This window comes from Klebsiella sp. CN_Kp091 (genome assembly GCF_040065095.1).
GTDB lineage: Bacteria > Pseudomonadota > Gammaproteobacteria > Enterobacterales > Enterobacteriaceae > Klebsiella > Klebsiella aerogenes.
On record NZ_JBEAIO010000017.1, the window covers coordinates 1 to 24,250 of the forward strand.

At 54.7% G+C, this 24,250-nt stretch carries 28 protein-coding genes; 11 read left to right on the forward strand and 17 right to left on the reverse strand.

Annotated features, from left to right (window positions below; translation table 11 throughout):
* Window positions 1–288: 288 nt before the first annotated feature.
* The gene (nadA, locus tag ABLV17_RS12910; RefSeq protein ID WP_348854310.1) at window positions 289–1,332 is read left to right on the forward strand and encodes a quinolinate synthase NadA; all 1,044 of its coding nucleotides are present in this window, start codon (window positions 289–291) and stop codon (window positions 1,330–1,332) included.
* Window positions 1,333–1,367: 35 nt separating this feature from the next.
* Entirely contained in the window at window positions 1,368–2,087 is a 720-nt protein-coding gene (gene pnuC, locus ABLV17_RS12915; protein WP_015367656.1) for a nicotinamide riboside transporter PnuC, read from the forward strand.
* On the opposite strand, the gene zitB is transcribed toward pnuC, so the two are convergent.
* Together zitB and ABLV17_RS12925 are read right to left on the reverse strand one after the other, a co-directional pair.
* On the reverse strand, window positions 2,084–3,022 hold the full coding sequence (zitB, locus tag ABLV17_RS12920; RefSeq protein ID WP_015367655.1) for a CDF family zinc transporter ZitB: 939 nt from the start codon (window positions 3,020–3,022) through the stop codon (window positions 2,084–2,086). The two genes, pnuC and zitB, sit on opposite strands and share 4 nt — an antisense overlap.
* A gap of 114 nt (window positions 3,023–3,136) precedes the next feature.
* Window positions 3,137–3,508: a YbgS-like family protein gene (locus ABLV17_RS12925; protein WP_015367654.1), complete on the reverse strand. Its 372-nt coding sequence runs from the start codon at window positions 3,506–3,508 to the stop codon at window positions 3,137–3,139.
* Window positions 3,509–3,823: 315 nt separating this feature from the next.
* On the opposite strand from ABLV17_RS12925, the gene aroG reads away from it, so the two are divergent.
* Window positions 3,824–4,876, forward strand: a complete 1,053-nt coding sequence (gene aroG, locus ABLV17_RS12930) for a 3-deoxy-7-phosphoheptulonate synthase AroG (protein ID WP_015367653.1) — start codon at window positions 3,824–3,826, stop codon at window positions 4,874–4,876.
* A 110-nt stretch (window positions 4,877–4,986) separates the two neighbouring features.
* On the opposite strand, the gene gpmA is transcribed toward aroG, so the two are convergent.
* From gpmA to modE, 7 genes are all read right to left on the reverse strand, one after another.
* Window positions 4,987–5,739 (reverse strand): 2,3-diphosphoglycerate-dependent phosphoglycerate mutase, encoded by a 753-nt coding sequence (gene gpmA / locus ABLV17_RS12935; RefSeq protein ID WP_015367652.1) that lies wholly within the window; start codon window positions 5,737–5,739, stop codon window positions 4,987–4,989.
* A 234-nt stretch (window positions 5,740–5,973) separates the two neighbouring features.
* Entirely contained in the window at window positions 5,974–7,017 is a 1,044-nt protein-coding gene (gene galM, locus ABLV17_RS12940) for a galactose-1-epimerase (protein WP_308958657.1), read from the reverse strand.
* Complete coding sequence (gene galK / locus ABLV17_RS12945) at window positions 7,011–8,159, reverse strand: galactokinase (protein WP_213317971.1); 1,149 nt, start codon at window positions 8,157–8,159, stop codon at window positions 7,011–7,013. Before galK ends, galM begins: the two co-directional genes overlap by 7 nt.
* On the reverse strand, window positions 8,156–9,208 hold the full coding sequence (galT, locus tag ABLV17_RS12950) for a galactose-1-phosphate uridylyltransferase (RefSeq protein WP_047049199.1): 1,053 nt from the start codon (window positions 9,206–9,208) through the stop codon (window positions 8,156–8,158). The genes galK and galT overlap by 4 nt, the downstream gene beginning before the upstream one ends.
* Before the next feature lie 31 nt (window positions 9,209–9,239).
* Complete coding sequence (gene galE, locus ABLV17_RS12955; protein ID WP_045364697.1) at window positions 9,240–10,256, reverse strand: UDP-glucose 4-epimerase GalE; 1,017 nt, start codon at window positions 10,254–10,256, stop codon at window positions 9,240–9,242.
* A 206-nt stretch (window positions 10,257–10,462) separates the two neighbouring features.
* Window positions 10,463–11,938 (reverse strand): molybdate ABC transporter ATP-binding protein ModF, encoded by a 1,476-nt coding sequence (gene modF, locus ABLV17_RS12960; RefSeq protein ID WP_308958658.1) that lies wholly within the window; start codon window positions 11,936–11,938, stop codon window positions 10,463–10,465.
* Between the two features lie 67 nt (window positions 11,939–12,005).
* Entirely contained in the window at window positions 12,006–12,794 is a 789-nt protein-coding gene (gene modE, locus ABLV17_RS12965; RefSeq protein ID WP_087860065.1) for a molybdenum-dependent transcriptional regulator, read from the reverse strand.
* A gap of 153 nt (window positions 12,795–12,947) precedes the next feature.
* Here modE and ABLV17_RS12970 point away from each other — a divergent pair, with 153 nt between their 5' ends.
* The 4 genes from ABLV17_RS12970 to modC all read left to right on the forward strand — a co-directional run bounded on the left by ABLV17_RS12970 (window position 12,948) and on the right by modC (window position 15,748).
* Window positions 12,948–13,097: an AcrZ family multidrug efflux pump-associated protein gene (locus ABLV17_RS12970; RefSeq protein ID WP_087860064.1), complete on the forward strand. Its 150-nt coding sequence runs from the start codon at window positions 12,948–12,950 to the stop codon at window positions 13,095–13,097.
* 127 nt (window positions 13,098–13,224) lie between these two features.
* Entirely contained in the window at window positions 13,225–14,001 is a 777-nt protein-coding gene (gene modA / locus ABLV17_RS12975; RefSeq protein WP_087860063.1) for a molybdate ABC transporter substrate-binding protein, read from the forward strand.
* Complete coding sequence (gene modB, locus ABLV17_RS12980; RefSeq protein WP_015367643.1) at window positions 13,998–14,687, forward strand: molybdate ABC transporter permease subunit; 690 nt, start codon at window positions 13,998–14,000, stop codon at window positions 14,685–14,687. The genes modA and modB overlap by 4 nt, the downstream gene beginning before the upstream one ends.
* Before the next feature lie 2 nt (window positions 14,688–14,689).
* Entirely contained in the window at window positions 14,690–15,748 is a 1,059-nt protein-coding gene (modC, locus tag ABLV17_RS12985) for a molybdenum ABC transporter ATP-binding protein ModC (protein ID WP_308958659.1), read from the forward strand.
* Here the strand turns inward: modC and ABLV17_RS12990 are convergent, their stop codons facing one another.
* Window positions 15,749–16,567 (reverse strand): pyridoxal phosphatase, encoded by an 819-nt coding sequence (locus ABLV17_RS12990; RefSeq protein WP_308958660.1) that lies wholly within the window; start codon window positions 16,565–16,567, stop codon window positions 15,749–15,751.
* A 184-nt stretch (window positions 16,568–16,751) separates the two neighbouring features.
* Here ABLV17_RS12990 and pgl point away from each other — a divergent pair, with 184 nt between their 5' ends.
* The gene (gene pgl, locus ABLV17_RS12995; RefSeq protein ID WP_087860060.1) at window positions 16,752–17,747 is read left to right on the forward strand and encodes a 6-phosphogluconolactonase; all 996 of its coding nucleotides are present in this window, start codon (window positions 16,752–16,754) and stop codon (window positions 17,745–17,747) included.
* A 60-nt stretch (window positions 17,748–17,807) separates the two neighbouring features.
* On the opposite strand, the gene ABLV17_RS13000 is transcribed toward pgl, so the two are convergent.
* The 3 genes from ABLV17_RS13000 to ycgZ all read right to left on the reverse strand — a co-directional run bounded on the left by ABLV17_RS13000 (window position 17,808) and on the right by ycgZ (window position 18,734).
* Window positions 17,808–18,074 carry a biofilm development regulator YmgB/AriR family protein gene (locus ABLV17_RS13000; RefSeq protein ID WP_048230714.1) on the reverse strand — a complete coding sequence of 89 codons (267 nt, stop codon included), beginning with the start codon at window positions 18,072–18,074 and terminating at the stop codon, window positions 17,808–17,810.
* Between the two features lie 47 nt (window positions 18,075–18,121).
* Entirely contained in the window at window positions 18,122–18,424 is a 303-nt protein-coding gene (locus ABLV17_RS13005; protein ID WP_183269109.1) for a hypothetical protein, read from the reverse strand.
* A 64-nt stretch (window positions 18,425–18,488) separates the two neighbouring features.
* The gene (gene ycgZ, locus ABLV17_RS13010) at window positions 18,489–18,734 is read right to left on the reverse strand and encodes a regulatory protein YcgZ (protein ID WP_087860058.1); all 246 of its coding nucleotides are present in this window, start codon (window positions 18,732–18,734) and stop codon (window positions 18,489–18,491) included.
* A 309-nt stretch (window positions 18,735–19,043) separates the two neighbouring features.
* On the opposite strand from ycgZ, the gene ABLV17_RS13015 reads away from it, so the two are divergent.
* Both ABLV17_RS13015 and ABLV17_RS13020 read left to right on the forward strand, forming a co-directional pair.
* A complete protein-coding gene (locus ABLV17_RS13015; protein ID WP_113373884.1) occupies window positions 19,044–20,255 on the forward strand; it encodes a diguanylate phosphodiesterase in 1,212 nt (403 codons plus the stop codon).
* Window positions 20,256–20,411: 156 nt separating this feature from the next.
* Window positions 20,412–21,146 (forward strand): MerR family transcriptional regulator, encoded by a 735-nt coding sequence (locus tag ABLV17_RS13020; RefSeq protein WP_087860056.1) that lies wholly within the window; start codon window positions 20,412–20,414, stop codon window positions 21,144–21,146.
* A 54-nt stretch (window positions 21,147–21,200) separates the two neighbouring features.
* Here the strand turns inward: ABLV17_RS13020 and ABLV17_RS13025 are convergent, their stop codons facing one another.
* A complete protein-coding gene (locus tag ABLV17_RS13025; RefSeq protein WP_113373885.1) occupies window positions 21,201–21,755 on the reverse strand; it encodes a helix-turn-helix transcriptional regulator in 555 nt (184 codons plus the stop codon).
* A 28-nt stretch (window positions 21,756–21,783) separates the two neighbouring features.
* Complete coding sequence (locus ABLV17_RS13030; protein ID WP_113373886.1) at window positions 21,784–21,996, reverse strand: hypothetical protein; 213 nt, start codon at window positions 21,994–21,996, stop codon at window positions 21,784–21,786.
* 391 nt (window positions 21,997–22,387) lie between these two features.
* Here ABLV17_RS13030 and blc point away from each other — a divergent pair, with 391 nt between their 5' ends.
* Window positions 22,388–22,921 (forward strand): outer membrane lipoprotein Blc, encoded by a 534-nt coding sequence (blc, locus tag ABLV17_RS13035; RefSeq protein WP_087860053.1) that lies wholly within the window; start codon window positions 22,388–22,390, stop codon window positions 22,919–22,921.
* On the opposite strand, the gene ABLV17_RS13040 is transcribed toward blc, so the two are convergent.
* Together ABLV17_RS13040 and ABLV17_RS13045 are read right to left on the reverse strand one after the other, a co-directional pair.
* Window positions 22,918–23,712, reverse strand: coding sequence for a hypothetical protein (locus ABLV17_RS13040; RefSeq protein ID WP_087860052.1), 795 nt, complete (start codon window positions 23,710–23,712; stop codon window positions 22,918–22,920). The genes blc and ABLV17_RS13040 overlap by 4 nt on opposite strands.
* Window positions 23,709–24,242 carry a sigma-70 family RNA polymerase sigma factor gene (locus ABLV17_RS13045; protein WP_259678467.1) on the reverse strand — a complete coding sequence of 178 codons (534 nt, stop codon included), beginning with the start codon at window positions 24,240–24,242 and terminating at the stop codon, window positions 23,709–23,711. Before ABLV17_RS13045 ends, ABLV17_RS13040 begins: the two co-directional genes overlap by 4 nt.
* Window positions 24,243–24,250: the final 8 nt, after the last annotated feature.

Sequence of the window (24,250 nt, forward strand, 5' to 3'; positions counted from 1 at the left end):
CCTGCACGACCCACCAATGTAAAAAGGCGCCCTAAAGGCGCCTTTTTGCTATGCGTCATTCTCCACAATCAACTCCATGTTCGCACTACGCTTACCTTGACTCCATAGCGCACGAACCGGTAGCCCGGGAAGATGCGCAGCATCGTCCCCGGGGAATACAAAATTCATCACGACATTTCGCTTGCAATCGGCTATCTTGTTTAGCATATAAAACACAAGAACCGTATTAAGGCGATACATAGCGATATTTACGGTTTCAAAGTTAAGCCAGTAAAACGAGATTGCATGATGAGCGTAATGTTTGATCCTGAAACGGCGATTTATCCTTTCCCGCCAAAACCACAACCGTTGAACCGTGACGAAAAAGCGTTTTATCGCGAGAAAATTAAACGCCTGCTGCGTGAGCGCGACGCCGTGATGGTGGCGCATTACTACACCGATCCTGAAATTCAGCAACTGGCCGAAGAGACCGGCGGTTGTATTGCCGACTCGCTGGAAATGGCGCGTTTTGGCGCGCGTCACCCGGCCTCCACGCTGCTGGTTGCCGGAGTGCGTTTTATGGGCGAAACGGCCAAAATCCTCAGTCCGGAAAAGACCATTCTGATGCCGACGCTGAATGCGGAATGTTCGCTGGATCTCGGCTGTCCCATTGATGACTTTAACGCGTTTTGCGATGCTCACCCGGATCGCACCGTGGTGGTCTATGCCAATACGTCAGCGGCGGTAAAAGCGCGCGCCGACTGGGTAGTGACTTCCAGCATCGCGGTGGAGTTGATTGAGCATCTCGATAGCCTCGGACAAAAGATACTTTGGGCGCCGGACCGCCACCTTGGCCGCTATGTACAGCGCCAGACCGGGGCCGACGTGCTGTGCTGGCAGGGCGCCTGCATCGTCCATGATGAATTCAAAACCCAGGCGCTGGCGCGCATGAAGGGGCTCTACCCCGACGCGGCGATCCTGGTGCATCCGGAATCACCGCAGGCGATTGTCGACATGGCGGATGCGGTAGGATCAACCAGCCAATTAATTGCCGCGGCGAAAAGCCTGCCGCAGCGCCAGCTTATCGTGGCAACCGATCGCGGGATCTTCTATAAAATGCAGCAGGCGGTACCGGAAAAAGAGCTGCTGGAAGCGCCTACGGCAGGTGAGGGCGCAACCTGTCGCAGCTGCGCCCATTGTCCATGGATGGCGATGAACGGCCTGAAAGCGATAGCGGAAGGGTTAGAGCAGGGCGGCGTTGAACACGAAATTCACGTTGACGCCAAACTGCGTGCCGGGGCATTAATTCCGCTTAACCGTATGCTGGATTTTGCGGCTACACTACGGGGATAACTCATTACCGCGTCGCGTTACGCTTAGGGGATAAAATGGATTTTTTCAGTACGCAGAATATCTTAGTACATATACCGATCGGCGCCGGCGGCTACGATCTGTCGTGGATTGAGGCGGTGGGCACCATCGCCGGCCTGTTGTGCATCTGGCTGGCGAGCCTGGAAAAGATTAGCAACTATGCCTTCGGCCTGGTGAACGTAACGCTTTTTGCGATCATCTTCTTCCAGATCCAACTGTACGCCAGCCTGCTGCTGCAGCTGTTTTTCTTCGCGGCGAACGTTTACGGCTGGTACGCGTGGTCAAGGCAGACCAGCGATAACGAAGCGGAACTGAAAATTCGCTGGCTACCGCTGCCAAAAGCGCTGGCCTGGCTGGCGGGCTGCGTGGTGGCTATCGGCCTGATGACGGTGTTTATTAACCCGGTATTTGCCTTCCTGACCCGCATCGCCGTCAACCTGATGCAAATGCTCGGGCTGCAGGTGGCGATGCCGACGCTGGAACCCGATGCTTTCCCATTCTGGGATTCCTGCATGATGGTGCTGTCGATTGCCGCGATGGTATTGATGACGCGTAAATACGTTGAGAACTGGCTGCTGTGGGTGATCATCAACGTCATCAGCGTGGTGATTTTCGCTCTACAGGGCGTATACGCGATGTCGCTGGAGTATTTGCTGCTCACGTTCATTGCCCTGAACGGTAGCCGGATGTGGATTAACAGCGCGCGTGAGCGGGGTTCTCACGCGCTTTCACGTTAATGGTGATGATGATGTTCATGTCCGGAATGCGCCAGATTCAGGTGGCATTCCGGGCCGCTGCAGGGGCGATACTCCATCTGTACCGTCACATGCTCAATTTCATATTTATGCTCAATAAAATGCTGGATGCTATCAAGTAGCGCATCGTGATCGTGTGGCGGCACGACCTGTACATGCAGCGTCATCACCGGTTTTTCCCCCACCAGCCAGACGTGAACGTGGTGAACGTCGCGGACTTCAGGAATTGAGCGGCGTAGATCGCGGCCTAGTGCTTCGACATCCAGCGAGCGCGGCGCGCCCTCCAACAACTCATTCATACTCTCCTGCAGCAGTCGCCAGGCGCTGCGCAGTACTAAACACGACACCAGCACCGAGAGGATCGGGTCAATCGGCGTCCAGCCGGTCATCAGAATGACGATAGCGGCCACGATGGCGCCGACGGAACCCAATAGATCTCCCAGCACATGCAGTGCCGCCGCGCGGACGTTAAGATTACTTTCGGCGCTGCCGCGGTGCAGGATCCAGAAGGCGAGGATATTGGCCAGTAGTCCGGCGACGGCGATAACCATCATGGTTTTTCCCGCGACAGGCTGCGGATGGTTAAAACGCTGTACCGCTTCCCAGAAGATGAAAATGGTAATGACTACCAGGGCGATGGCGTTGACGAAGGCGGCGAGAGTGGTTAAACGCAGCCAGCCAAAGGTGTGGCGGCTATTTGGCGGCCGGCTGGCGAAGCGCACCGCCAGCAGAGCGAACAGGAGGGCGGCGGAGTCGGTGAGCATATGTCCGGCATCGGCGAGCAGGGCCAGGGAACCGGAAATGACGCCGCCGATGGCCTCAATAATCATAAAGCCGGCGGTTACGATAAAAGCCCAAAGCAGCCGGTTGGCGTTACTGTTTTCGCCAGCAGGGGTCGGTGAATGTGCATGCGCCATGATGTCATCCCTTAATAGTTATCATTATTACACTATGACATCTTACCGAAATTCAGCGAACAAAGGGATCAAGGTGAGCACTGCCACCCCGATCCCTTATCTCATCCGTTTCAATTACTGCGAGGTGCCATCCGTTTTGCTGGCATCGTTGTTCATGCCATTGCCGCTTTCCATTTTTTTATCCGTATCCGGACAGCGTCCATCTTTGCACATGCTGTTTTTATGGACCTCGTCGCTCGACATCCCGTCATGATTCATCGTCGAACCATCAGGGTGAAGCATGGTGCCGCCGGAGTTAATTTTGTCGTTATCGACATTATTTGGCGCCACGTTTTCACGGGCATCGGGCGCAACCTGTCCGGCATCAGCGGCGGAATTGGCCTGACCGTTGTTCGATTGCGCGCCGCTATCGGCGGCCAGCGCGGCGCCGCTGGCTAAGCTTAAGGTGGCGGTGAGAAGTAGGGCTGTGAGTTTATTCATATTCATCGGATACTCCTGCTTAGTCGATTTGCTGGCTAAACGCGGCCAACAGAGATGTGCCAGGGATCTGCGGTGCTATGGTTTAACACTCCGCCTTAGCGTGAGGATTTAAAATATAATACTGAAAATAAACATTTAATTGGATGTTGCAGTTAAAAATTGTAGTTGGCTGGCAGGATTTCGCTACTTTATGGCGTATTTTTCCCTAATTCCAGGATTATTCCATCGTCAGTGTAAAATCACGTTTACACTTTTTGACCGAAGAGATAGATTGGAAGGATTGCATTTCATTGTATAAGTATGGCAACGCCTGGAAAGAAGATGAATTATCAGAACGACGATTTACGCATTAAAGAGATCAACGAATTATTACCTCCCGTTGCGCTCCTGGAAAAATTCCCCGCTACCGAAAATGCTGCTAATACCGTTGCACATGCTCGCAAAGCGATTCACAACATCCTCAAAGGCAACGACGATCGTCTGCTGGTGGTCATTGGTCCGTGCTCTATTCACGACCCTGCCGCGGCGAAAGAGTATGCCAGCCGCCTGCTGACGTTGCGTGAAGCGCTTAAAGGCGAGCTGGAAATCGTTATGCGCGTCTATTTTGAAAAACCGCGCACCACCGTCGGTTGGAAGGGGCTAATTAACGATCCGCATATGGATAACAGCTTCCGCATTAACGACGGGCTGCGTATCGCGCGTAAGCTGCTGCTGGAAATCAACGACAGCGGTCTGCCAGCGGCGGGCGAGTTCCTTGACATGATCACCCCGCAATATGTGGCGGACCTGATGAGCTGGGGCGCAATCGGCGCGCGTACCACTGAATCCCAGGTGCACCGTGAACTCTCTTCCGGCCTCTCGTGCCCGGTTGGCTTCAAAAATGGCACCGATGGCACCATCAAGGTCGCTATCGATGCGATCAATGCAGCTGGCGCGCCGCACTGTTTCTTATCGGTAACGAAGTGGGGCCATTCCGCTATTGTGAACACCAGCGGCAACAGCGATTGTCATATCATTCTGCGCGGTGGTAAAGAGCCGAACTACAGCGCTCAGCACGTTGCCGAAGTGAAAGTGGGTCTGGCAAAAGCCGGTCTGCCGGCGCAAATCATGATCGACTTCAGCCACGCTAACTCCAGCAAGCAGTTTAAAAAGCAGATGGAAGTCGGCGCCGACGTGTGCCAGCAGATTGCCGGTGGTGAAAACGCGATTATGGGGGTGATGATTGAAAGCCACCTGGTGGAAGGCAATCAGAGCCTGGAAAGCGGCGAACCGCTGACCTACGGCAAGAGCGTGACCGACGCCTGTATCGGCTGGGAAGATACCGAGACTATCCTGCGCCAGCTGGCGGATGCGGTTAAAGCGCGCCGCGGCTAACAAGCGCTTTGCCATCGCTGGCTGCCTTCGCGTTATGTCAGCAATAGCTAAAAATAAAAAAGCGTGGAAAATTCCACGCTTTTTTGTTGGCGAAATAATTCAGTTGCGTATTACTTCGCTTTACCCTGGTTAGCGACAGCCGCGGCCTTCGCAGCGATTTCGTCAGCATTGCCCAGGTAGTAGTGTTTGATCGGCTTGAAGTTTTCATCGAACTCATACACCAGCGGTACGCCGGTCGGGATATTCAGTTCGAGGATTTCGTCTTCGCCCATGTTGTCGAGGTATTTCACCAGCGCACGCAGGGAGTTACCGTGAGCGGCGATAATAACGCGCTCGCCGCTTTTCAGGCGTGGCAGAATGGTTTCGTTCCAGTACGGTACGACGCGGTCAATGGTCAGCGCCAGGCTCTCGGTGGTCGGCAGTTCCGCATCGGTCAGCTTCGCGTAACGCGGATCGTGGCCCGGGTAACGTTCATCGTCTTTGGTCAGTTCCGGCGGGGTGACGGCAAAGCCGCGACGCCACTGTTTAACCTGCTCGTCGCCATACTTCTCAGCGGTCTCCGCTTTGTTCAGGCCCTGAAGCGCGCCGTAGTGACGTTCGTTCAGTTTCCAGGATTTCTCAACCGGCAGCCAGGCCTGATCCAGTTCGTCCAGCACGTTCCACAGGGTGTGGATGGCACGTTTCAGCACGGAGGTATAAGCAAAATCAAAGCTGAAGCCTTCTTCCTTCAGCAGTTTACCCGCCGCTTTCGCTTCGCTAACGCCTTTTTCAGACAGGTCAACGTCGTACCAACCGGTGAAACGGTTTTCGTTGTTCCATTGGCTCTCGCCGTGACGAACTAGTACCAGCTTAGTTACAGCCATTCTCTTACTCCTCCTACACGCAACCCGACTACTGTGGTGTATGTGTTTATTGATTGATAACTATTCTCATTATATTGCCGTGATTTGCCTCACGGCAATGCTTATCCCTAACCATAGCGAAAATAGTGACGCAGTGTAAGATGCTTGTAAAACACCGGTTAGTTTTTTGTCTTTTAGCGGTGCAAATTACAGCAAAAAGGCGAAAAAAAACCCTCCGCAGGGAGGGTTATGACGTTATCCGGCGATAAACTGATATTCCGTCAGGCTAACGTACTCAGCGCCGGGCCGTAATACGCAATCTGGCTGCGGCCAGTGCGGATGATTGGGGGAGTCCGGCAGGAACTCGCTCTCCAGCGCCAGCCCTTGCCAGTCGCCGTAAGGTTGACTGCCGCGCGATGGCGTGCCGCCGAGATAGTTGCCGGAATAAAACTGCAGCGCCGGGGCGGAGGTGTATACCGTCAGCTGTAGCTTTTCATCCTGCGACCAGACATGCGCCGCCGGCTGGCGGGCGTCGCCTTTGGCCTGCAGCAGAAAGGCATGATCGTAACCTTTCACTTTTTGCTGGTCAGCATCGGCAAGGAACTCGTCGGCAAGCACCTTCGGCGCGCGGAAATCAAAGCTGGTGTACTCCACGTCGCGCAAATCGCCATACGGAATACCGTCGCTCTCCACCGGCAGATACTGGTCGGCGAAGATCTGCAGGCGGTGGTGGCGCACGTCGCCCTGCGCGCCGTCGAGGTTAAAATAGACATGGTTAGTCATATTGACCGGGCAGGGCTTATCAACGGTGGCGCGGTACTCAATGGCGATACGATTATCGTCAGTCAGGCGATAGCGCGCGGTTGCCTGCAGATGGCCCGGGAAACCCTGATCGCCATCGGCGGAGTCGAGCGCAAACAGCACCTGGGTGTCGTCGTGGCTGACAATTTGCCAGCGACGCTTGTCGAAGCCGTCCGGCCCACCGTGGAGCTGGTGGCCGGCCTCGTTCGACGGGGTTAAATTCACGATCTCGCCATCGAGCGTGAAGCGGCTGTTGGCGATACGGTTAGCGTAGCGGCCGACGGACGCGCCCAGAAATGCCGCCTGCTGGCGATATTGCTGCGGCGTGGCGCAGCCCAGTAACGCTTCGCGCAGGCTACCATCGGCAAGGGGCACTTGCGCGGAGATTAGCGTTGCGCCCCAGTCCATCACCGTCACCGTCATCCCGGCGTTATTACGCAGCGTTAGCACGTTCCACGGCTGTCCGTCGGGCGCGAGTTCGCGGGTTGGCGTTAGCATTGGCCGGCTCCCTGGGATGGTTTGCAGACGTAAAAAGTCTCTTTAATGCCGGTTTTCGCTTCATACTGAGCGGCAACCGCCTGCTGTACTTTTTCAACCAGTGCTTCCGGCATCAGGGCAACGATACAGCCGCCAAAGCCGCCGCCGGTCATGCGCACGCCGCCCTGGTCGCCGATAACCGCTTTGACAATCTCAACCAGCGTATCAATTTGCGGTACGGTGATCTCAAAATCATCGCGCATGGAAGCGTGAGACTCCGCCATCAGTTGGCCCATGCGCTGCAGGTCGCCGTTTGCCAGCGCGCTCGCCGCTTCGACGGTACGGGCGTTTTCGGTTAATACATGGCGCACGCGTTTCGCCACAATCGGGTCCAGCTCGTGGGCCACGGCATTAAACTGCGCAAGTTCAACGTCACGCAGAGCAGGCTGCTGGAAGAAACGCGCGCCGGTTTCACACTGTTCGCGGCGGGTGTTGTATTCGCTGCCGACCAGCGTGCGTTTAAAGTTGCTGTTGATAATCACCACCGCGACGCCTTTCGGCATCGACACCGGTTTGGTGCCAAGGGTGCGGCAGTCAATCAGCAGCGCATGATCTTTTTTACCCAGCGCCGAAATAAGCTGGTCCATAATGCCGCAATTACAGCCGACAAACTGGTTTTCCGCTTCCTGGCCGTTAAGGGCGATTTGCGCGCCGTCGAGCGGCAGATGATACAGCTGCTGGAACACGGTGCCGACGGCGACTTCCAGCGACGCCGAGGAGCTTAACCCCGCGCCCTGCGGTACGTTGCCGCTGATGACCAGATCGGCGCCGCCGAAGTGGTTATTGCGCTTCTGCAGATGTTTGACCACGCCGCGGACGTAGTTTGACCACTGCTGGGTGTCGTGGCTAACGATGGGCGCATCGAGGGAAAACTCGTCGCGCTGGTTATCGTAATCGGCGGCAATGACCCGCACGATACGGTCAGAACGCGGCGCGCAGCTGACTACGGTTTGATAGTCAATGGCGCACGGCAGCACGAAACCATCGTTGTAATCGGTATGTTCGCCAATCAGGTTGACGCGGCCCGGCGCCTGAATGACGTGACTAGCAGGGTAGCCAAACTGTTCAGCAAACAGCGCCTGTGTGTTCTCTTTCAGACTCATTGTTCAACTCCTGATTCACGAAAATGGATATCGCTAACGGCACGTAACTTTTCGGCGGCTTGTTCCGCCGTGAGATCGCGCTGGGTTTCGGCTAGCATTTCGTAACCGACCATAAATTTGCGCACCGTGGCGGAGCGCAACAGCGGCGGGTAAAAGTGAGCGTGCAGCTGCCAGTGTTGATTATCTTCGTTATTAAACGGCGCGCCGTGCCAGCCCATGGAGTAGGGGAAGGAGGTCTGGAACAGGTTGTCGTAACGGCTGGTCAGCTTTTTCAGCGCCAGCGCCAGGTCGTGGCGCTGGGCTGCGGTTAAATCGGTCAGGCGCTGGATATGCGCTTTTGGCAGCAGCAGCGTCTCAAATGGCCAGGCCGCCCAATAGGGGACCACGGCCAGCCAGTGTTCGGTTTCTACAACGGTACGGCTGCCGTCGGCAAGTTCGCGTTGCACATAATCCACCAGCATCGGCGAACCCTGCTCAGCGAAATATTTTTTTTGCAGACGGTCTTCACGTTCCGCCTCATTGGGCAGGAAACTGTTGGCCCATACCTGGCCGTGAGGGTGCGGATTGGAGCAGCCCATCGCCGCGCCTTTATTTTCGAAGACCTGGACCCAGGGATAACTTTTCCCAAGGTCCGCGGTCTGCTCTTGCCACGTTTTAACCACGCCTTCCAGTGCTTCAATGCTCAGTTCCGGCAGCGTTTTGCTGTGGTCTGGCGAAAAGCAGATAACCCGACTGGTGCCGCGCGCGCTTTGACAGCGCATCAGCGGATCGTCGCTCTCCGGGGCGTCCGGAGTATCGGTCATCAATGCCGCGAAGTCGTTGGTAAACACGTAAGTGCCGGTGTAATTCGGGTTAGTGTCGCCGGTGACGCGGGTATTACCCGGGCACAAGAAACAATCCGCATCGTGCGCGGGCAACGTTTGTTTTGCCGGCGTTTCCTGCGCCCCTTGCCAGGGGCGCTTGGCGCGATGCGGTGAAACCAGAATCCACTGCCCGGTTAACGGGTTATAACGACGGTGCGGATGGTCGACGGGGTTAAATTGCGTCATGGTATTTCCTTAGAGCCTTACCTTTAGGCTATTAGTCCGGATAACCCTGCGGATGACGGGACTGCCAGTGCCAGGTGTCCTGCGCCATTTCGTCAAGGTTGCGCGTCACGCGCCAGTTCAGCTCGCGGTCGGCTTTGGCGGCGTCAGCCCAATAGGCCGGGAGATCGCCATCGCGGCGCGGCGCGAAGTGATAATTAATCGGTTTACCGCAGGCTTTGCTGAAGGCGTTGACCACGTCCAGCACGCTGCTGCCGACGCCTGCGCCAAGGTTGTAGATATGAACGCCGGCTTTATTCGCCAGTTTTTCCATGGCCGCGACGTGGCCGTCGGCGAGGTCCATCACGTGGATGTAGTCGCGCACGCCGGTGCCGTCTTCGGTCGGGTAGTCGTTACCGAATATTGCCAGTGATTCGCGGCGGCCGACGGCAACCTGGGCGATATACGGCATCAGGTTGTTCGGGATGCCCTGCGGATCTTCGCCCATATCGCCTGATGGATGCGCGCCGACCGGATTGAAGTAGCGCAGCAGCGCGATGCTCCAGTCCGGCTGGGCTTTCTGCAGGTCGGCGAGGATCTGCTCAACCATCAGTTTGCTTTTACCGTAGGGGCTTTGCGGGGTACCGGTCGGGAAGCTTTCAACATAAGGGATCTTTGGCTGGTCGCCGTAGACGGTCGCGGAGGAGCTGAAAATAAAGTTTTTAACGCCGGCTGCGCGCATAGCGGAAACTAATTTAAGTGTACCGGTGACGTTATTGTCGTAATATTCCAGCGGTTTGGCGACGGACTCGCCGACGGCTTTCAGGCCGGCAAAATGGATCACCGCTTCAATAGCGTGATCGTGCAGAATTTCCGTCATCAGCGCTTCATTACGAATATCGCCTTCGACAAAGGTGGCTTTCTTGCCGCCGAGACGTTCAATGACCGGCAATACGCTGCGTTTACTGTTGCAGAGATTGTCGAGAATAATCACATCATGTCCCTGCAGCAGCAGCTGTACGCAAGTATGACTTCCAATGTAACCGCTACCACCTGTGACCAGTACTTTCATGATTCGCTCCAATAGGCTTATCGTGTGAGAAGAAGATAGCATACCAAAGAAGGCAAAAGTGTGACACAGGCTAAAATAGTGGAATCGTTTACACTTGATGGTGTATTAAGACTGATTTTATGTAATTATTTATAAAACAGTGTGTTGTTGTGGTTTTTGGTTATTTCTCTGAAAAAATACAGGGATCCGCAGACCCCTGTATAGCGCTATTCCGCCAGCGCGCCGAGACGGTAAGTGTAACCGTCTCCACTGCGAATGAACTCCAGACGGTGAGTGATGCAGTCAGGGGCATCTTCGGCGTGATGCGATACAAACAGCAGCTGCGTGGCCCCTTCGCTAATCAAAACATCAACAAAACGACGTACCAGTTGACGATTCAGCGGATCCAACCCCTGTAACGGTTCGTCGAGTATCAGTAGAGTCGGATGTTTAACCAGCGCGCGAACGATCAGCGCCAGCCGCTGCTGTCCCCACGACAAACTATGAAACGGGGCGTCGGCGGTGCGTTTATCAATGCCGAGAATATCCAGCCAGCGCTGGACCAGCTTGTGCTGCTTATCAGAGACCGCCTGATAAATGCCTATCGAATCAAAGTAGCCGGAAAGGATCACGTTACGCACGTTTGTGCTGACGCGGTATTCCAGATGCAGGCTGCTGCTGACATAGCCAATATGTTTTTTGATGTCCCAGATGGTCTCGCCGCTGCCGCGACGGCGGCCAAAGAGCGTCAGGTCGTTGCTGTAACCCTGCGGATGGTCACCGGTGATCAGGCTTAGCAATGTGGATTTTCCCGCGCCGTTAGGGCCGACAATTTGCCAGTGTTCGCCGAGGTTCACCGTCCAGCTTAGCTGGTTGATGATCGCTTTATCGTTATACGACACCGTGCCGTCGTTAAGAACGATAAGTGGAGCGTTCTCTGCTAAGTCATGCCGTGCGGCGGGGGCATCCGGTTCAGGTAGCGTCATACCGGCCAGTTTTTCGCTATGCGCCAGTTGGGCAACCAGCGCCTGCTGTAATAACGCCTGTTTCTCGCCGGTTTCGCTCAGCGTGCAATCCGCCAGCACGCCGGCATATTCAATAAATTCCGGGATCTCATCAAAGCGGTTGAGAACCAGTACCAGGGTGATGCCATCCTGATGCAGGCTGGCCAGCAGGTCGGCCAACTGTTGGCGCGAAGCGACATCCAGGCCATCAAACGGCTCGTCGAGGATCAGCAGGTCGGGGTCGCTCATCAGCGCCTGGCAGAGCAGCGTTTTGCGGGTTTCGCCCGTCGACAGATATTTAAAGCGCCGCGTCAGCAGGTGGCTAATACCAAACTGCTCCGCCAGCCGGGCACAGCGTTCCGGGTCGCGTCTTTCATCTTCGATGATTTCTGCGGTGGTACGACCGGTATCTTCTTCGCCGGGGCTCAGCATATCGGTGTTGTTGCGTTGCCACTCGTCGCTGACCAGTTTCTGCAGCTGTTCGAAGGAGAGGCGAGTAGTACGCTGAAATGCGCTTTCGCGCTGCCCGTTTAACAGAGTCAGTTCACCGGCCAGCGCTCTGGCCAGCGCCGATTTACCGCTACCGTTACTGCCGACGAAAGCCCAGCTTTCGCCAGCGCGCAGCGTGAGGCGATCGATATGTAATGTTTTGGTATCGCTAAGGCGAAACGTACCTTGCGAAATTTGCAATGATGACATTGTGTATCCCACTTTTTGCAGCGTTGTGCTTCAGGGATACGACTTCACGGCAATAAAGTCAATGCCATTAGCATAAGGTCGCCAGAATGATACGATCGGCATTGAAGTAAGCGATCGCCTGCGCGCCTTCCTGCAAACCGTCGGTTTGCGCCGTTGGCAGCGTGGCGCACAGGTTTTGCCCATCCGGCAACGCCATGATAACTTCGCACCGATCCGGCCCGCGTTCAATGTGGCTGATGCGCCCGGTAAGCTGGTTGTCCGCCTGCTGCGCTACGGCGTGGTCAAGCGTGATGCCGACCCACGGCGCTTTCAGCAACACCAGCACTTCCTGGCCTTCATCAAGCCCGAGGCGGTCGGCGCTTTGAGCGGTAATGGCGACTTTAAAACGGGTCTGACCGTCCGCCAGCAGCACGTCGACATGTTGCTGTACCTGCTGGTGGTCGCGACCGGTGATGGTGCCGAACCACTGGTTGCGGGCGCTGGTTTGTAACGAGAAGCGGGAAATCGCCGCCAGCAAACTGTCGAGGGGCAGGGCGTCATCGTCGCTTAACACATCGAAGGCTTTTTGTTGAATCTGCGCCAACAGATCGTATAACTGAATCAACCGCTGGCCATAGCGGGTCAGCACCGCGCCGCCGCCGCCTTTGCCGCCGGTGGCGCGGTCGACCAGCGACTGTTCGCTGAGCTGGTTCATTTCGTTGATCGCATCCCATGCGCTTTTATAGCTGATACCGGCGTTCTTCGCCCCCTGGCTAATTGAGCCAGTCCGATCAATCTGCTTGAGTAGGGCGATCCGGCGGGGATCGGCGAACAGGCGCTGCTGAAGTTTAAGCGTAAGAAGGATTTCGGCCTGCATAATCAATTCCTGACGTAAAAAGCGTATTGTGAACGATAGCGTCCATCTTGCAATAGGCATCTGCCGCGGCGGCGGCGAGGCACCGCACAAATGGGGCGTGTTTTTCCGGCTGAAATGGTTACAATGAAGTATTCGTACTATCTGGAGCCAACCATGTTAGAGCTGTTGAAAAGTCTGGTATTTGCTGTCGTCATGGTACCTGTGGTGATGGCGGTCATCCTCGGTCTGATTTACGGCCTCGGTGAAGTGTTTAACCTTTTCTCCGGCGTCGGTCATAAAGACAGCAGCCAGCAAAATCACTGATTCCTCAACGCCCGGTCCGCCGGGCGTTTTCTTTTGTACCGATCCTGATTCCCCCTAATTGACGCTGTGAAATTTTCACCATAGTCGTTATATTATCTACTACATAACGAATAAACAGGAGTTTCCAATGGCAGGTCAATGGTCGCGTTTTCTCACCGGAGCGGCATTAACGCTCTGCGTTTCTGGTCATGCGCTGGCGCAGGACGGCAAAATTACCGTTTTTGCCGCGGCGTCGTTAACCAACGCTATGCAGGATATCGCGCAAGCGTATAAAAAAGAGCATCGTGTCGACGTGGTCTCTTCCTTTGCTTCTTCCTCCACGCTGGCGCGGCAGATTGAAGCCGGCGCGCCCGCCGATCTGTTTATTTCAGCGGACCAGAAATGGATGGACTATGCCGTAGACAAAAAATCAATCGATACGGCTTCCCGCACTACGCTGCTGGGCAATAGTCTGGTGGTGGTCGCGCCGAAAGCCAGCGATCGCGGCGATATTGCCATTAATGATAAAACCGACTGGACCAGCCTGCTGCAAGGCGGACGTCTGGCGGTCGGCGATCCGGACCACGTGCCGGCAGGGATCTACGCGAAAGAAGCGCTGCAGAAACTCGGGGCCTGGGAGACGCTGTCGCCGAAGCTCGCGCCGGCAGAAGACGTGCGTGGCGCGCTAGCGCTGGTGGAGCGCAACGAAGCGCCGTTGGGCATCGTCTACGGCTCTGATGCCGTCGCCAGCAAGGGGGTCAAAGTGGTGGGCACCTTCCCGGAGGACTCGCACAAAAAAGTCGAGTATCCGCTGGCTATCGTTGATGGGCATAAAAATGCTACCGTAACCGCGTTTTACGACTACCTCAAAGGCCCGGAAGCCTCGGCTATCTTTAAACGTTACGGATTCACCACACAGCAATGATTTTAAGCGATCCCGAATGGCAGGCGGTACTGCTGAGCCTGAAAGTTTCATCCCTGGCGGTGGTTTGCAGCTTACCTTTTGGGATCTTTTTCGCCTGGCTGCTGGTGCGCCGCCATTTTCCCGGCAAAGCGTTACTCGATAGCATTATACATTTACCGCTGGTGCTGCCGCCGGTGGTGGTCGGCTATCTGTTGCTGATTTCCATGGGGCGACGCGGCTTTATCGGTAGTTGGTTATATGATTGGTTTGGTCTGACTTTCGCCTTCAGCTGGCGGGGGGCGGTGCTGGCGGCGGCGGTGATGTCATTTCCGCTGATGGTGCGGGCGATACGCCTCGCCCTTGAAGGGGTGGACGTGAAACTTGAACAGGCGGCGCGCACCCTCGGGGCTAATCGCTGGCGGGTATTTTTCACCATCACGCTGCCGTTGACCCTGCCGGGCATTATTGTCGGCACGGTGTTGGCCTTCGCCCGTTCGCTGGGGGAGTTTGGCGCGACGATCACCTTTGTCTCAAACATTCCTGGCGAAACGCGCACCATTCCTTCCGCGATGTATACCCTGATTCAAACGCCCGGCAGCGAAGGCGCCGCCGCGCGGTTATGCATCATCTCTATTGTTCTGGCGCTGGTATCGCTGCTGGTGTCCGAATGGCTGGCGCGTCTTAGCCGTAAGCGGATGGGAAAATAACTATGCTGGAGCTCGATTTTAGCCAGACGTTGGGCAATCACTGCCTCGAAGTGCATGAAACCCTTCCCGCCAGCGGCATCACCGCTATTTTCGGCGTCTCAGGCGCGGGCAAAACCTCACTGATTAATGCTATCAGCGGGCTGACGCAGCCGCAGCAGGGGCGCATTGTGCTCAATGGCCGGGTGCTCAATGACGCGCGACAGCGCATCTGCCTGGCGCCGGAGAAGCGGCGTATCGGTTATGTGTTTCAGGACGCGCGGCTGTTTCCGCACTATAAAGTACGCGGCAACCTGAAATATGGGATGGCTAAAAGCATGGCCGCGCAATTTGATAAGCTGGTGGCGTTATTGGGCATTGAGCATCTGCTCGAACGGCTGCCCGGTAGTTTGTCCGGCGGCGAAAAACAGCGGGTGGCGATTGGCCGCGCCCTGTTGACCGCGCCGGAATTGCTGCTGCTGGATGAGCCGCTGGCCTCGCTGGATATTCCGCGAAAGCGCGAATTACTCCCCTATTTACAGCGGCTGGCACGCGAGATCCATATCCCGATGCTGTATGTCAGCCACTCGCTGGATGAAATTCAGCACCTGGCCGATAACGTGCTGGTGCTGGAAGCGGGAAAAGTGAAGGCGTTTGGCGATCTCGAAACGGTGTGGAGCAGCAGCGTGATGCATCCGTGGCTGCCGCAGGAGCAGCAGAGCACGATTCTTAACGTCTCGGTGATCGCGCAGCATCCGCAGTATGCAATGACCGCGCTGGCGCTGGGCGATCAGCAACTATGGGTTAATCAGCTGGCGCGAGAGCCGGGCGAAGCGGCGCGTGTTCGTATTCAGGCGTCGGATGTGTCGCTGGTGCTGGAGCACCCGCGACAGACCAGTATCCGTAATATCCTGCGCGCGCAGGTTGTTGATTGCGTGGAAACCAACGGCCGGATTGAGGTACAGCTTACGGTCAGCGGCAGAACGCTATGGGCGCGAATTAGCCCATGGGCGCGGGATGACCTGGGCATCACCGCAGGTCAATGGCTGTATGCGCAAATTAAAAGCGTATCGATCGCGGCCTGATTACAGCAAGTTACGATTGATAAAGTCGGCGATGCTGGTGGTTTCGTTTTCACCAATCACCACTTTTGCCCGCGCTTTTACTTCCTCAACCGCGTTACCCATCGCCACGCCGGTCCCGACGGCTTCCAGCATGCTGAGATCGTTGTAGTTATCGCCAAAGGCGATAACATCCTGCATGGATAATCCTTGCGCGGCGACCCACTGCGCCAGGCGTTTGCCTTTGCTATTGCCGGCGCGGGCGATATCCACCTGATCGTGCCACGACCATTCGCATTCCAGGCCCAGATTCTGGCCGACGGTCTGCGCGAAGTCCTGTAGTTTCGGGATATTTTCATCGGTGAGGGCGAATTTCCACACCGCCTGCACTTCACGCGCCGCCTGGGCCAGAGAATCCACCTGGGTGAAAACCGGGCGCTGTTCAACCGGCAGCGACTGCGCCCAGTTAGTGGTGCGGATCACGTGACCGGTCGGACGCTCATAAAGCATTGCGTCATCAACGTACATCAGACCGTGAATATCGTGTTCGGCGAGCATGTTGGTGAGGCTGAGGGCTTTATCTACCGGCATCGGATCGGCCTCGAGAACCTTTTTTGCATGATAATCATACAAATAGGTACCATTACAACAAATTGCAGGTGTATCGAGAGCCAGTGCCTGATAAAAAGGATGGATAGCGACGTGATGTCGGCCGGTTACGACGATCACCTGATATCCAGCCTCCCGGGCGCGAGCCAGCGCATCGAGCGACGCCGGAAGAATCGTTTTTTTTGAGGTCAGTAGGGTGCCGTCTAAATCGAGGGCGATCACGCGTGAGGTCATGTGTTGGTTCCGGTAAATGGTGAAAAAGGGTCTGCCATGATGGTACACGGCTTCGTCTCAGGGGCAAATTTTTCAGCATCTACCGTTAAAAACGTCTATACCATTCATCGTTGCGCCGCGCGCCGGATGAAATGTATAACGATGTCCACGAGCAGTTTCACGAGCAGTGAGGAAAGGAGTAGTCATGAAACAAACCGTATATACCGCCAGCCCGGAGAGCCATCAGATTCACGTCTGGAGCCTCAATGCTGAGGGAAATCTGACATTGGTTCAGGTTGTTGATGCCCCGGGCCAGGTGCAGCCGATGGTGGTAAGCCCGAACAAAGAGTATCTCTATGTCGGCGTTCGTCCGGAGTTTCGCGTCCTGGCTTACCGCATTGCGCCAGATAATGGCGCGCTGACTTTCGCCGGTGAAGCCGCGCTGCCGGGAAGCCCGACGCATATCTCCACCGACCATCAGGGCCGTTTTGTTTTCAGCGCTTCCTACAATCAGGGCTGCGTGAGCGTGACGCCATTGATTGACGGCCTACCGGGCGAAACGGTCACCGTCGTCGAGGGGCTGGAAGGCTGTCACTCGGCCAATATTTCGCCGGACAACCGCACGCTATGGGTCCCGGCGCTGAAGCAGGATCGTATTTGCCTGTTTAATCTGAGCGATGACGGCTATCTGGCCGCGCAGGAGCCGGCGGAAGTTACTACCGTGGAAGGCGCTGGTCCGCGGCACATGGTGTTCCATCCGAACCAGCAGTACGGCTACTGCGTGAACGAACTGAATAGCTCCGTTGACGTGTGGGAGCTTAAAGATCCGCACGGGAAAATTGAGTGCGTGCAGACGCTGGATATGATGCCGCCAGATTTCACCGGCGTGCGCTGGGCTGCGGATATTCATATTACGCCGGATGGCCGCCATCTGTATGCCTGCGATCGTACCGCCAGCATTATCACCATCTTCAGCGTTTCTGAAGACGGTAGCGTACTGTCTATTGAAGGCTACCAGCCGACCGAAGCGCAGCCGCGCGGCTTTAATGTCGATCACAGCGGTAAGTATCTGATTGCCGCCGGGCAGAAATCGCATCATATCGCGGTATATGAAATTGCCGGCGAGCAGGGGCTATTAAAAGAGAAAGGACGTTATGCCGTTGGTCAGGGCCCGATGTGGGTAGTGGTTAACGCGCATTAATTTGCTATTGATAGAAAAAAACCTCGCGCCGGCGAGGTTTTTTTATTCGGCCTGACAGGCCTAAATATCATCCATCGTATAGCCGACGACAATTTCCAGCGTCTTACGAATCACATCCGCGGTAACCACGTTATCGGCGGTTTCCAGGGCATTGATCAACCATAAAATAAGCGCCTTATTGCTCAGATGCCCATCTGAGCTGAGGATACTGTCTATTGCCAGCGACATGACCGCAGATTCATCGACTAATTTATCTCCGGCGCTGCGGAAATATTCTGAGAGCGCTGTATCCTGCAGTCCTGCGTAAATATCTGATTGCTGATGCATAGTCTGTCTCATCATATTCTCACTTGTTTATTAAACTTGATCGGGGATCAGTGTATTTTATTGCCCGTCGGTTCGACGTTACTATCCACAACAACGGCTCTGTTTTCCCACTGGCCGTTAATCTTTTTAATGACTGGCGCGTGATTGCCGCGCGTCGTGAGTCTGACGCTAATTTCATCAATAACGGCAATAATTGCATTCCTTCGCTGGTGGTTCGTTTCCGCTGCCTGCATTAACCGAAGTTTGACTAGCAGCGTCGGAATATTAATTGGCCGGTTTGTTTTAAGAAGAGATAAAACCGCCTCGCCGATAATCTCATCGCTAACCCGATCTGATTGAGTGCTTTTCATCATCGTCCCTCTGCATGCCTCGTGTTCCTGTAAGCCAGGTCAGGTGCAGGCCGACAGTCAGCGTTTACTCCTGACGCTCAAACAGCAGGCCAATCAACGTTTGATAATGATCTTCTTCTTCGGGGGCTCGTGCGACGTCAAGACGGCTCAGTAACTTGGTGCAAAGCGCTTTGCGGTTCAAATGCCGCCCTTCGGTGAGAATGTCCATCACGATTTCGCCCAGCGTCTCCTGCTGAGAAGGTAAAGATGCTTTGTTGAAATACTGGGCTATCGCGTTCGCTGTATCTGGAATGTAACCATTCTGCTGCATATGCGCTCCTTTCATTTCACTCATCTGTTAACTGTGAGTAAACTTATACAATAATTTGTAACTTGTACATAGCGTGTTGCGCAATAAATCGCGTTTAGAGTATAGTCTATTGAAATTTATTGATAAATTTATTGTTTTTTTATTTTGTGTAAAATTGCCATGAGGGTTCTAAGCGTGACAATCTGTACAAGATTATGCGGCCAGGCGGCGTCGTGTGTTCAATTTTTGTTAATATAAATACTTGTTTCGCAAGACGTATCGAGCAGTAACTGCTACTGTGAATGCTTATACCTCTCATCTGGAACCGCTATGCTCACCACCATCATTTATCGCAGCCATATCTGCGACGATGTCTCATTCAAATCGCTCGAGTCGATGGTTGCTGCGGCTAACGAGAGAAATGGTCAGGCGGATGTCACCGGTATTTTACTTTTTAACGGCACGCATTTTTTCCAACTCATTGAGGGGCCGGAAGAAAACGTACAGCAAATTTATCGGCATATTTGCGCGGACCCGCGTCATTACAATCTGGTGGAGCTTCTGTGCGATTACGCGCCGTCTCGCCGTTTTGGTAAGGTCGGCATGGAGCTGTTTGATTTAAGGGAACACGATCGCGATGCGGTACTACAGGCCGTGCTGGATAAGGGGACGACAAAATATCAGCTGACTTACGACGACCGGGCGCTGCATTTTTTCCGTACCTTTGTCGAAGCGACGGAAAAAGAGAACTACTATGAAATTCCGTCAGCTGATAGCTGGGATTTTATTGCCGATGAGAGCTCGTTTTACCCGGCCGTGCCCTGTATCGACCGTGCTGAAACATGCTGTTTTGCTTTTCAGCCGGTGGTTGACCCTTTTGCCTGTGAAATAGTCTCCTGGGAAGCGCTGCTGCGTACCGTTGACGGAGAACCGCCTGCGGCCTATTTTGCCGGTTTGTCAGGCGATGAGATTTATGTCGCGGATTTGCAAAGTAAACGGGTTGCGCTGGCCATTGCTGGCAAATTAGGCCTGCGTGAACGTACCCTGACCATCAATCTGCTGCCGATGACGCTGGTGAAAGTGGCGGATGCGGTGCCATTCCTGTTAACGGAAATTCAGCGCAATGACCTGATTCCGGAACAGATAATTGTTGAATTCACCGAGCGTGAAGTGATTTCGCGGATGGATGAGTTTACCGATGCCGTACGCAAACTTAAGGGGGCGGGAATTCGCGTCGCTATCGATCACTTTGGCGCCGGTTTTGCCGGGCTATCGCTGTTGGCGCAATATCAACCGGATCGAATTAAAATCGACCAGCAGCTGATCCGCAACATCCATCGTGACGGGCCGCGCCAGGCTATCGTGCAGGCGATCATCAAATGCTGCCATTCACTGGAAATTGCCGTATCGGTGGTTGGCGTTGAGCAGGCGGAGGAGTGGATGTGGCTTGAGGCGGCGGGTATTTCTCATTTCCAGGGAAATCTGTTTGCCAGCCCGCGACTGGCTGGTCTGCCGGCAATCCTCTGGCCGGGGAAAATATGATCCATCCTGAGATAGCGTAAACGCACTTTCATCCTTTTTCCCGCACGCTGTGAGCTGCAACCTGATATCTTTATCTGTACAAGAAAAGAGAGTTGTACAGTATGCCTAAATTCGTTAGTTTAGGCGCTAAAGTATCAGGTTGAGATAAGGCGGCTTATGGCTTTTTACAGTATCGGTGAAGTAGCCGAGCGTTGCGGAATCAATCCGGTCACCCTTCGAGCCTGGCAGCGGCGTTACGGTTTGCTGAAACCGCAGCGTAGCGAAGGCGGGCACCGTCAGTTTGATGAAGAAGATATTCAGCGAATCGAAGAGATTAAGCGCTGGATAGAACGTGGCGTTTCAGTGGGCAAGGTGAAAGCGCTGCTGGAAGGCCAGCTACCTGCCGCACGCGATGAATCTGCCCAACTGCAAGAAGAGATGATGAGTATCCTGCGCTATATGCAGCCGGCAAAAATCCGCGCCAAAATCACCGCATTAAGCCATCAGTATCCTGTCGACACCCTGCTTGATAGCCTGTTTGCGCCGGTGCGCCAGCGGCTGAAGCTCGATCAAAACACCTCGCTGGTTATTAGCAGCATGCTGGATGGCATTTTGATTGATTGCGTGGCGCTGTTTTTAGCCGAGTCGCGGAAGAAAAATGGCAAGGAAACGCTGCTGGTGGGGTGGGGGAATGAAGACCGCACCGGCCTATGGCTGGAAGCCTGGCGCCTTTCGCAGCGTGGTTGGCACGTCAACGTGCTGGCGGAACCGTTAGAATCTCCCCGCCCGGAACTGTTTCCTGGGCAACATATTTTCGTCTGGACCGGGCGCGCCGCCTCGCCGCTGCAGCTGGAGCTGCTGGGCCACTGGCAGGAGCAGGGCTTCAGTATTCACTTCCACGGTAACGAATAAAAAAAACCTGCCTTGTAAGTGAGGCAGGTTTCTGTTTGCTTACGTCGCGCGTGCTTACAGATGGATTTGACTCCAGGACTTAAATGTTTCGCTACGGCTGATATTAAAGAAATCTGTCCTGCCGCTGCAGCCCAGTTTTTTTATCAGATTCAAACGGATTTGATAAATTGTCTTAATATGCAAGTTGAGCGAGCGGCCAATACTGGCAATGGCTTCGCCATTACTGATGAGCTGAATGACTTTCTTTTCTCGCTCGGTAAACTGCACCCGTTCACCAGGGGAGGTATGCGTTTTATAATACCGGGTGGGTTGATTGAGAAATGTTTTTAATTCTGCTGGCGTCGATCTGGCGGGAATGCGTAACATTGGCAATTCGCTGAGAAAATTAAGATCGTTGCCTTCGGTTAATAAAACAAAAACCGTCTCCCGGCGATTATATTTATGTTGTAATACCGAAAAATAACTGTCGCTGGTAAAAAAGACATACTTTTTACTGAAACACCTTTCTGGCAGCGTACGCAGAATGAGGCTAATGCCGCTCAGAAGATAGTGGTTGTCAATCCACAGGTCGTAGCGTTCGGAACAAATGTGCGTGTGTTTACTGAACATTTTGGTCTCCACGAAGCGGGTGGACGAATTAATGGTGAATACCGCGGCGTAGAATATCCAACGCCTGCAAATAGAGATCAGAAAGTATTTCATTACTTTCTGTTTGCAGTCGCTGGTTAATCTCGGTAATTAATTGAAGGTCATCAACTGTTTTATTTTCTTGCAATAAGCTATTTTCAATGTTTTTCAGCAATGCGCAGTTAGCAATAAACTGCACGGGAATTGTATTTTTGATGTGCATAACCCTGAATCTCCCACGCGAAAAATAAAAGCCGCTGGCGTAAACGATTTGCTCATCGTTTACGCCAAAACATTGCGGACAGGCAACGGTAAAGCAGGAACCACCTCAAAATAACCGCGGTATCGGCGCAGAGTGCTGACCCGAACGCCCGCGCAAAATCGAGCTACCCGTCAACTATAGACGCTCAGAACAAACTTGTACAAATTTCTGCGAAAAAATTTGTACACATTAAATTTTTATTTGCTGAGTTAAGTGTATTTTATTGATATTATTGAATTTGTTTTCTTGCGTCATTGTACAATTAGAGCGGTGAATATCTCTGAAAAATGACCGGCGCTCACTGCTCGGGGTTATACTTGTCGGCCAAGAAGGTGAAGAAAAAGGGAATGCGATGAAACTATGGCCAATTCTGACCGGGGTAGCGGTATCGCTGGCGCTAGTCGCCTGTAAGACCCCCACGCCGCCTCGAGGTGTCAAACCGATAAACCACTTTGATGCCAGCCGTTATCTGGGGCGCTGGTATGAAGTCGCGCGCCTGGAAAACCGTTTTGAACGAGGTCTGCAGCAGGTGACGGCAACTTACAGCATGCGTGATGACGGCGGCATTCGCGTACTTAATCGTGGATTTGACCCGCGCAACAACCGCTGGCGCGAAAGCGAAGGCAAAGCCTATTTCACCGGCGCTTCCACCACGGCAGCGCTGAAAGTCTCGTTCTTCGGTCCCTTCTATGGCGGATATAACGTGATCGCGCTCGACGACGATTATCAATACGCGCTGGTGAGCGGGCCAAATCGCGACTATTTATGGCTACTTTCGCGCACCCCGGATATTCCGACCCACATCCGACAACAATACCTTGCCCTGGCCGCTGAGCTCGGTTTTGCGGTTAACAAACTGGTCTGGGTGCCGCAGGCGAAGGCTTAAACTATCGCCTGCCGCAGGGTGTGCGCCGCATCGTTGAGCGCGGGCGCCGGCATACGGCCGATCAGCGCAAACTGGTAGCCGCCGTGGCGCCACCAGCGCAGGTTCATGCCCTGTCGCTGCTCATTTTGTGGCGGCGAGGCGGTTTGCCGGGCGGCGGGTGAAATACAAAGCGCGACCGGGCCGTAACCGGTATGCAGCCAGAGGATTTGGGTGATCGAGGTACTTTCGTAACGCAGCATACGGACCATTTTCAGCTCCGCCTCAGGCAAGGCGAGCTGGCGTCGTTCTAGAAACAGTCCTGTATCCTGCGCCGAACGACGCAGGCCACGGTCGAGCATCTCGGGTGAATTATCCACATCGGCCACGGTTTCCGCGCTATATAGCGACATGTACTGGGCTTCAAGACGGCGAATATTCTCGTCATCGTCTTCCTGAGGCGCAGGCCGCCAGAAGTAACTTGTTGCGCTACCGATAACCAACAGGCCCAGTGAGGCGCCGATCAGCGCGCGACGGCTGAAGCGCGCCTGATTTTGCGCTTTACTTTCCGACCCGGTGAGGTAGGGCGCCAGTTTCGCCTGCATCCGCGCCACGGGCGCTTCATCAAGCAGGGCGGCGAAAGCATGTTGATAAGGCTGATGATTATTCATCAACGTGGCGGTGCGGCTGGCGAGCTGCGGGTCGCGGGCAAAGGTTTCGCTAAAACGGCGGGCGTCCTGCGCGCACATTTCGCCATCAAGCCAGGCGACAATGGCCTCGTCCTGCCAGGGTGGGGAAAAGCGAATAGGGTTCATGAGCGTTTCTCCTGCGCCGGGGGCGAAACCGCCGGCGTTTTGGCCAGCGTTTCTCGCGCGGCGGCTAGCCGACTCATAATGGTGCCAATAGGTACCGATAGCGTCTCGGCGGCTTCCTGATAACTAAACCCCTCGACATACACCAAAAAGACGGCATTACGCTGCGCCTCGGGCAGTTGATTAACCCGCAGCATCAGTTGCCGATAGCGCCACTGCGTCTCGTCCTGCTCGCCCGGCTCAGGGGCAGCCAGCTCCTCACACTCGACAAACCCCTGGCCGAGGCGGACCTGGCGGGCGCGCAGCTCTGAAATCCAGATGGAGTGCAAAATGGAGAATAGCCACCTGTCGATGCGGGTGCCGGGGGTAAACTGCGCGCTCTTTTCGAGCGCGCGAAGGCAAGTGGCCTGCACCAGCTCCTCGGCGACGTCGCGGTTGTGCGAGAGTACGAGGCCGTAGCGCCACAGGCGAGGAAGATGGGCGGCAAGTTGGCTATCAACGATACGGTTAGCGATGTTCTTATCCTTATTGATTCTGGCGA

Coding starts and splice junctions, on each gene's coding strand:
- nadA (WP_348854310.1), top strand. CDS start 289: ATGAGCGTAATGTTTGATCCTGAAACGGCGATTTATCCTTTCCCGCCA.
- pnuC (WP_015367656.1), top strand. CDS start 1,368: ATGGATTTTTTCAGTACGCAGAATATCTTAGTACATATACCGATCGGC.
- zitB (WP_015367655.1), bottom strand. CDS start 3,022: ATGGCGCATGCACATTCACCGACCCCTGCTGGCGAAAACAGTAACGCC.
- ABLV17_RS12925 (WP_015367654.1), bottom strand. CDS start 3,508: ATGAATATGAATAAACTCACAGCCCTACTTCTCACCGCCACCTTAAGC.
- aroG (WP_015367653.1), top strand. CDS start 3,824: ATGAATTATCAGAACGACGATTTACGCATTAAAGAGATCAACGAATTA.
- gpmA (WP_015367652.1), bottom strand. CDS start 5,739: ATGGCTGTAACTAAGCTGGTACTAGTTCGTCACGGCGAGAGCCAATGG.
- galM (WP_308958657.1), bottom strand. CDS start 7,017: ATGCTAACGCCAACCCGCGAACTCGCGCCCGACGGACAGCCGTGGAAC.
- galK (WP_213317971.1), bottom strand. CDS start 8,159: ATGAGTCTGAAAGAGAACACACAGGCGCTGTTTGCTGAACAGTTTGGC.
- galT (WP_047049199.1), bottom strand. CDS start 9,208: ATGACGCAATTTAACCCCGTCGACCATCCGCACCGTCGTTATAACCCG.
- galE (WP_045364697.1), bottom strand. CDS start 10,256: ATGAAAGTACTGGTCACAGGTGGTAGCGGTTACATTGGAAGTCATACT.
- modF (WP_308958658.1), bottom strand. CDS start 11,938: ATGTCATCATTGCAAATTTCGCAAGGTACGTTTCGCCTTAGCGATACC.
- modE (WP_087860065.1), bottom strand. CDS start 12,794: ATGCAGGCCGAAATCCTTCTTACGCTTAAACTTCAGCAGCGCCTGTTC.
- ABLV17_RS12970 (WP_087860064.1), top strand. CDS start 12,948: ATGTTAGAGCTGTTGAAAAGTCTGGTATTTGCTGTCGTCATGGTACCT.
- modA (WP_087860063.1), top strand. CDS start 13,225: ATGGCAGGTCAATGGTCGCGTTTTCTCACCGGAGCGGCATTAACGCTC.
- modB (WP_015367643.1), top strand. CDS start 13,998: ATGATTTTAAGCGATCCCGAATGGCAGGCGGTACTGCTGAGCCTGAAA.
- modC (WP_308958659.1), top strand. CDS start 14,690: ATGCTGGAGCTCGATTTTAGCCAGACGTTGGGCAATCACTGCCTCGAA.
- ABLV17_RS12990 (WP_308958660.1), bottom strand. CDS start 16,567: ATGACCTCACGCGTGATCGCCCTCGATTTAGACGGCACCCTACTGACC.
- pgl (WP_087860060.1), top strand. CDS start 16,752: ATGAAACAAACCGTATATACCGCCAGCCCGGAGAGCCATCAGATTCAC.
- ABLV17_RS13000 (WP_048230714.1), bottom strand. CDS start 18,074: ATGCATCAGCAATCAGATATTTACGCAGGACTGCAGGATACAGCGCTC.
- ABLV17_RS13005 (WP_183269109.1), bottom strand. CDS start 18,424: ATGAAAAGCACTCAATCAGATCGGGTTAGCGATGAGATTATCGGCGAG.
- ycgZ (WP_087860058.1), bottom strand. CDS start 18,734: ATGCAGCAGAATGGTTACATTCCAGATACAGCGAACGCGATAGCCCAG.
- ABLV17_RS13015 (WP_113373884.1), top strand. CDS start 19,044: ATGCTCACCACCATCATTTATCGCAGCCATATCTGCGACGATGTCTCA.
- ABLV17_RS13020 (WP_087860056.1), top strand. CDS start 20,412: ATGGCTTTTTACAGTATCGGTGAAGTAGCCGAGCGTTGCGGAATCAAT.
- ABLV17_RS13025 (WP_113373885.1), bottom strand. CDS start 21,755: ATGTTCAGTAAACACACGCACATTTGTTCCGAACGCTACGACCTGTGG.
- ABLV17_RS13030 (WP_113373886.1), bottom strand. CDS start 21,996: ATGCACATCAAAAATACAATTCCCGTGCAGTTTATTGCTAACTGCGCA.
- blc (WP_087860053.1), top strand. CDS start 22,388: ATGAAACTATGGCCAATTCTGACCGGGGTAGCGGTATCGCTGGCGCTA.
- ABLV17_RS13040 (WP_087860052.1), bottom strand. CDS start 23,712: ATGAACCCTATTCGCTTTTCCCCACCCTGGCAGGACGAGGCCATTGTC.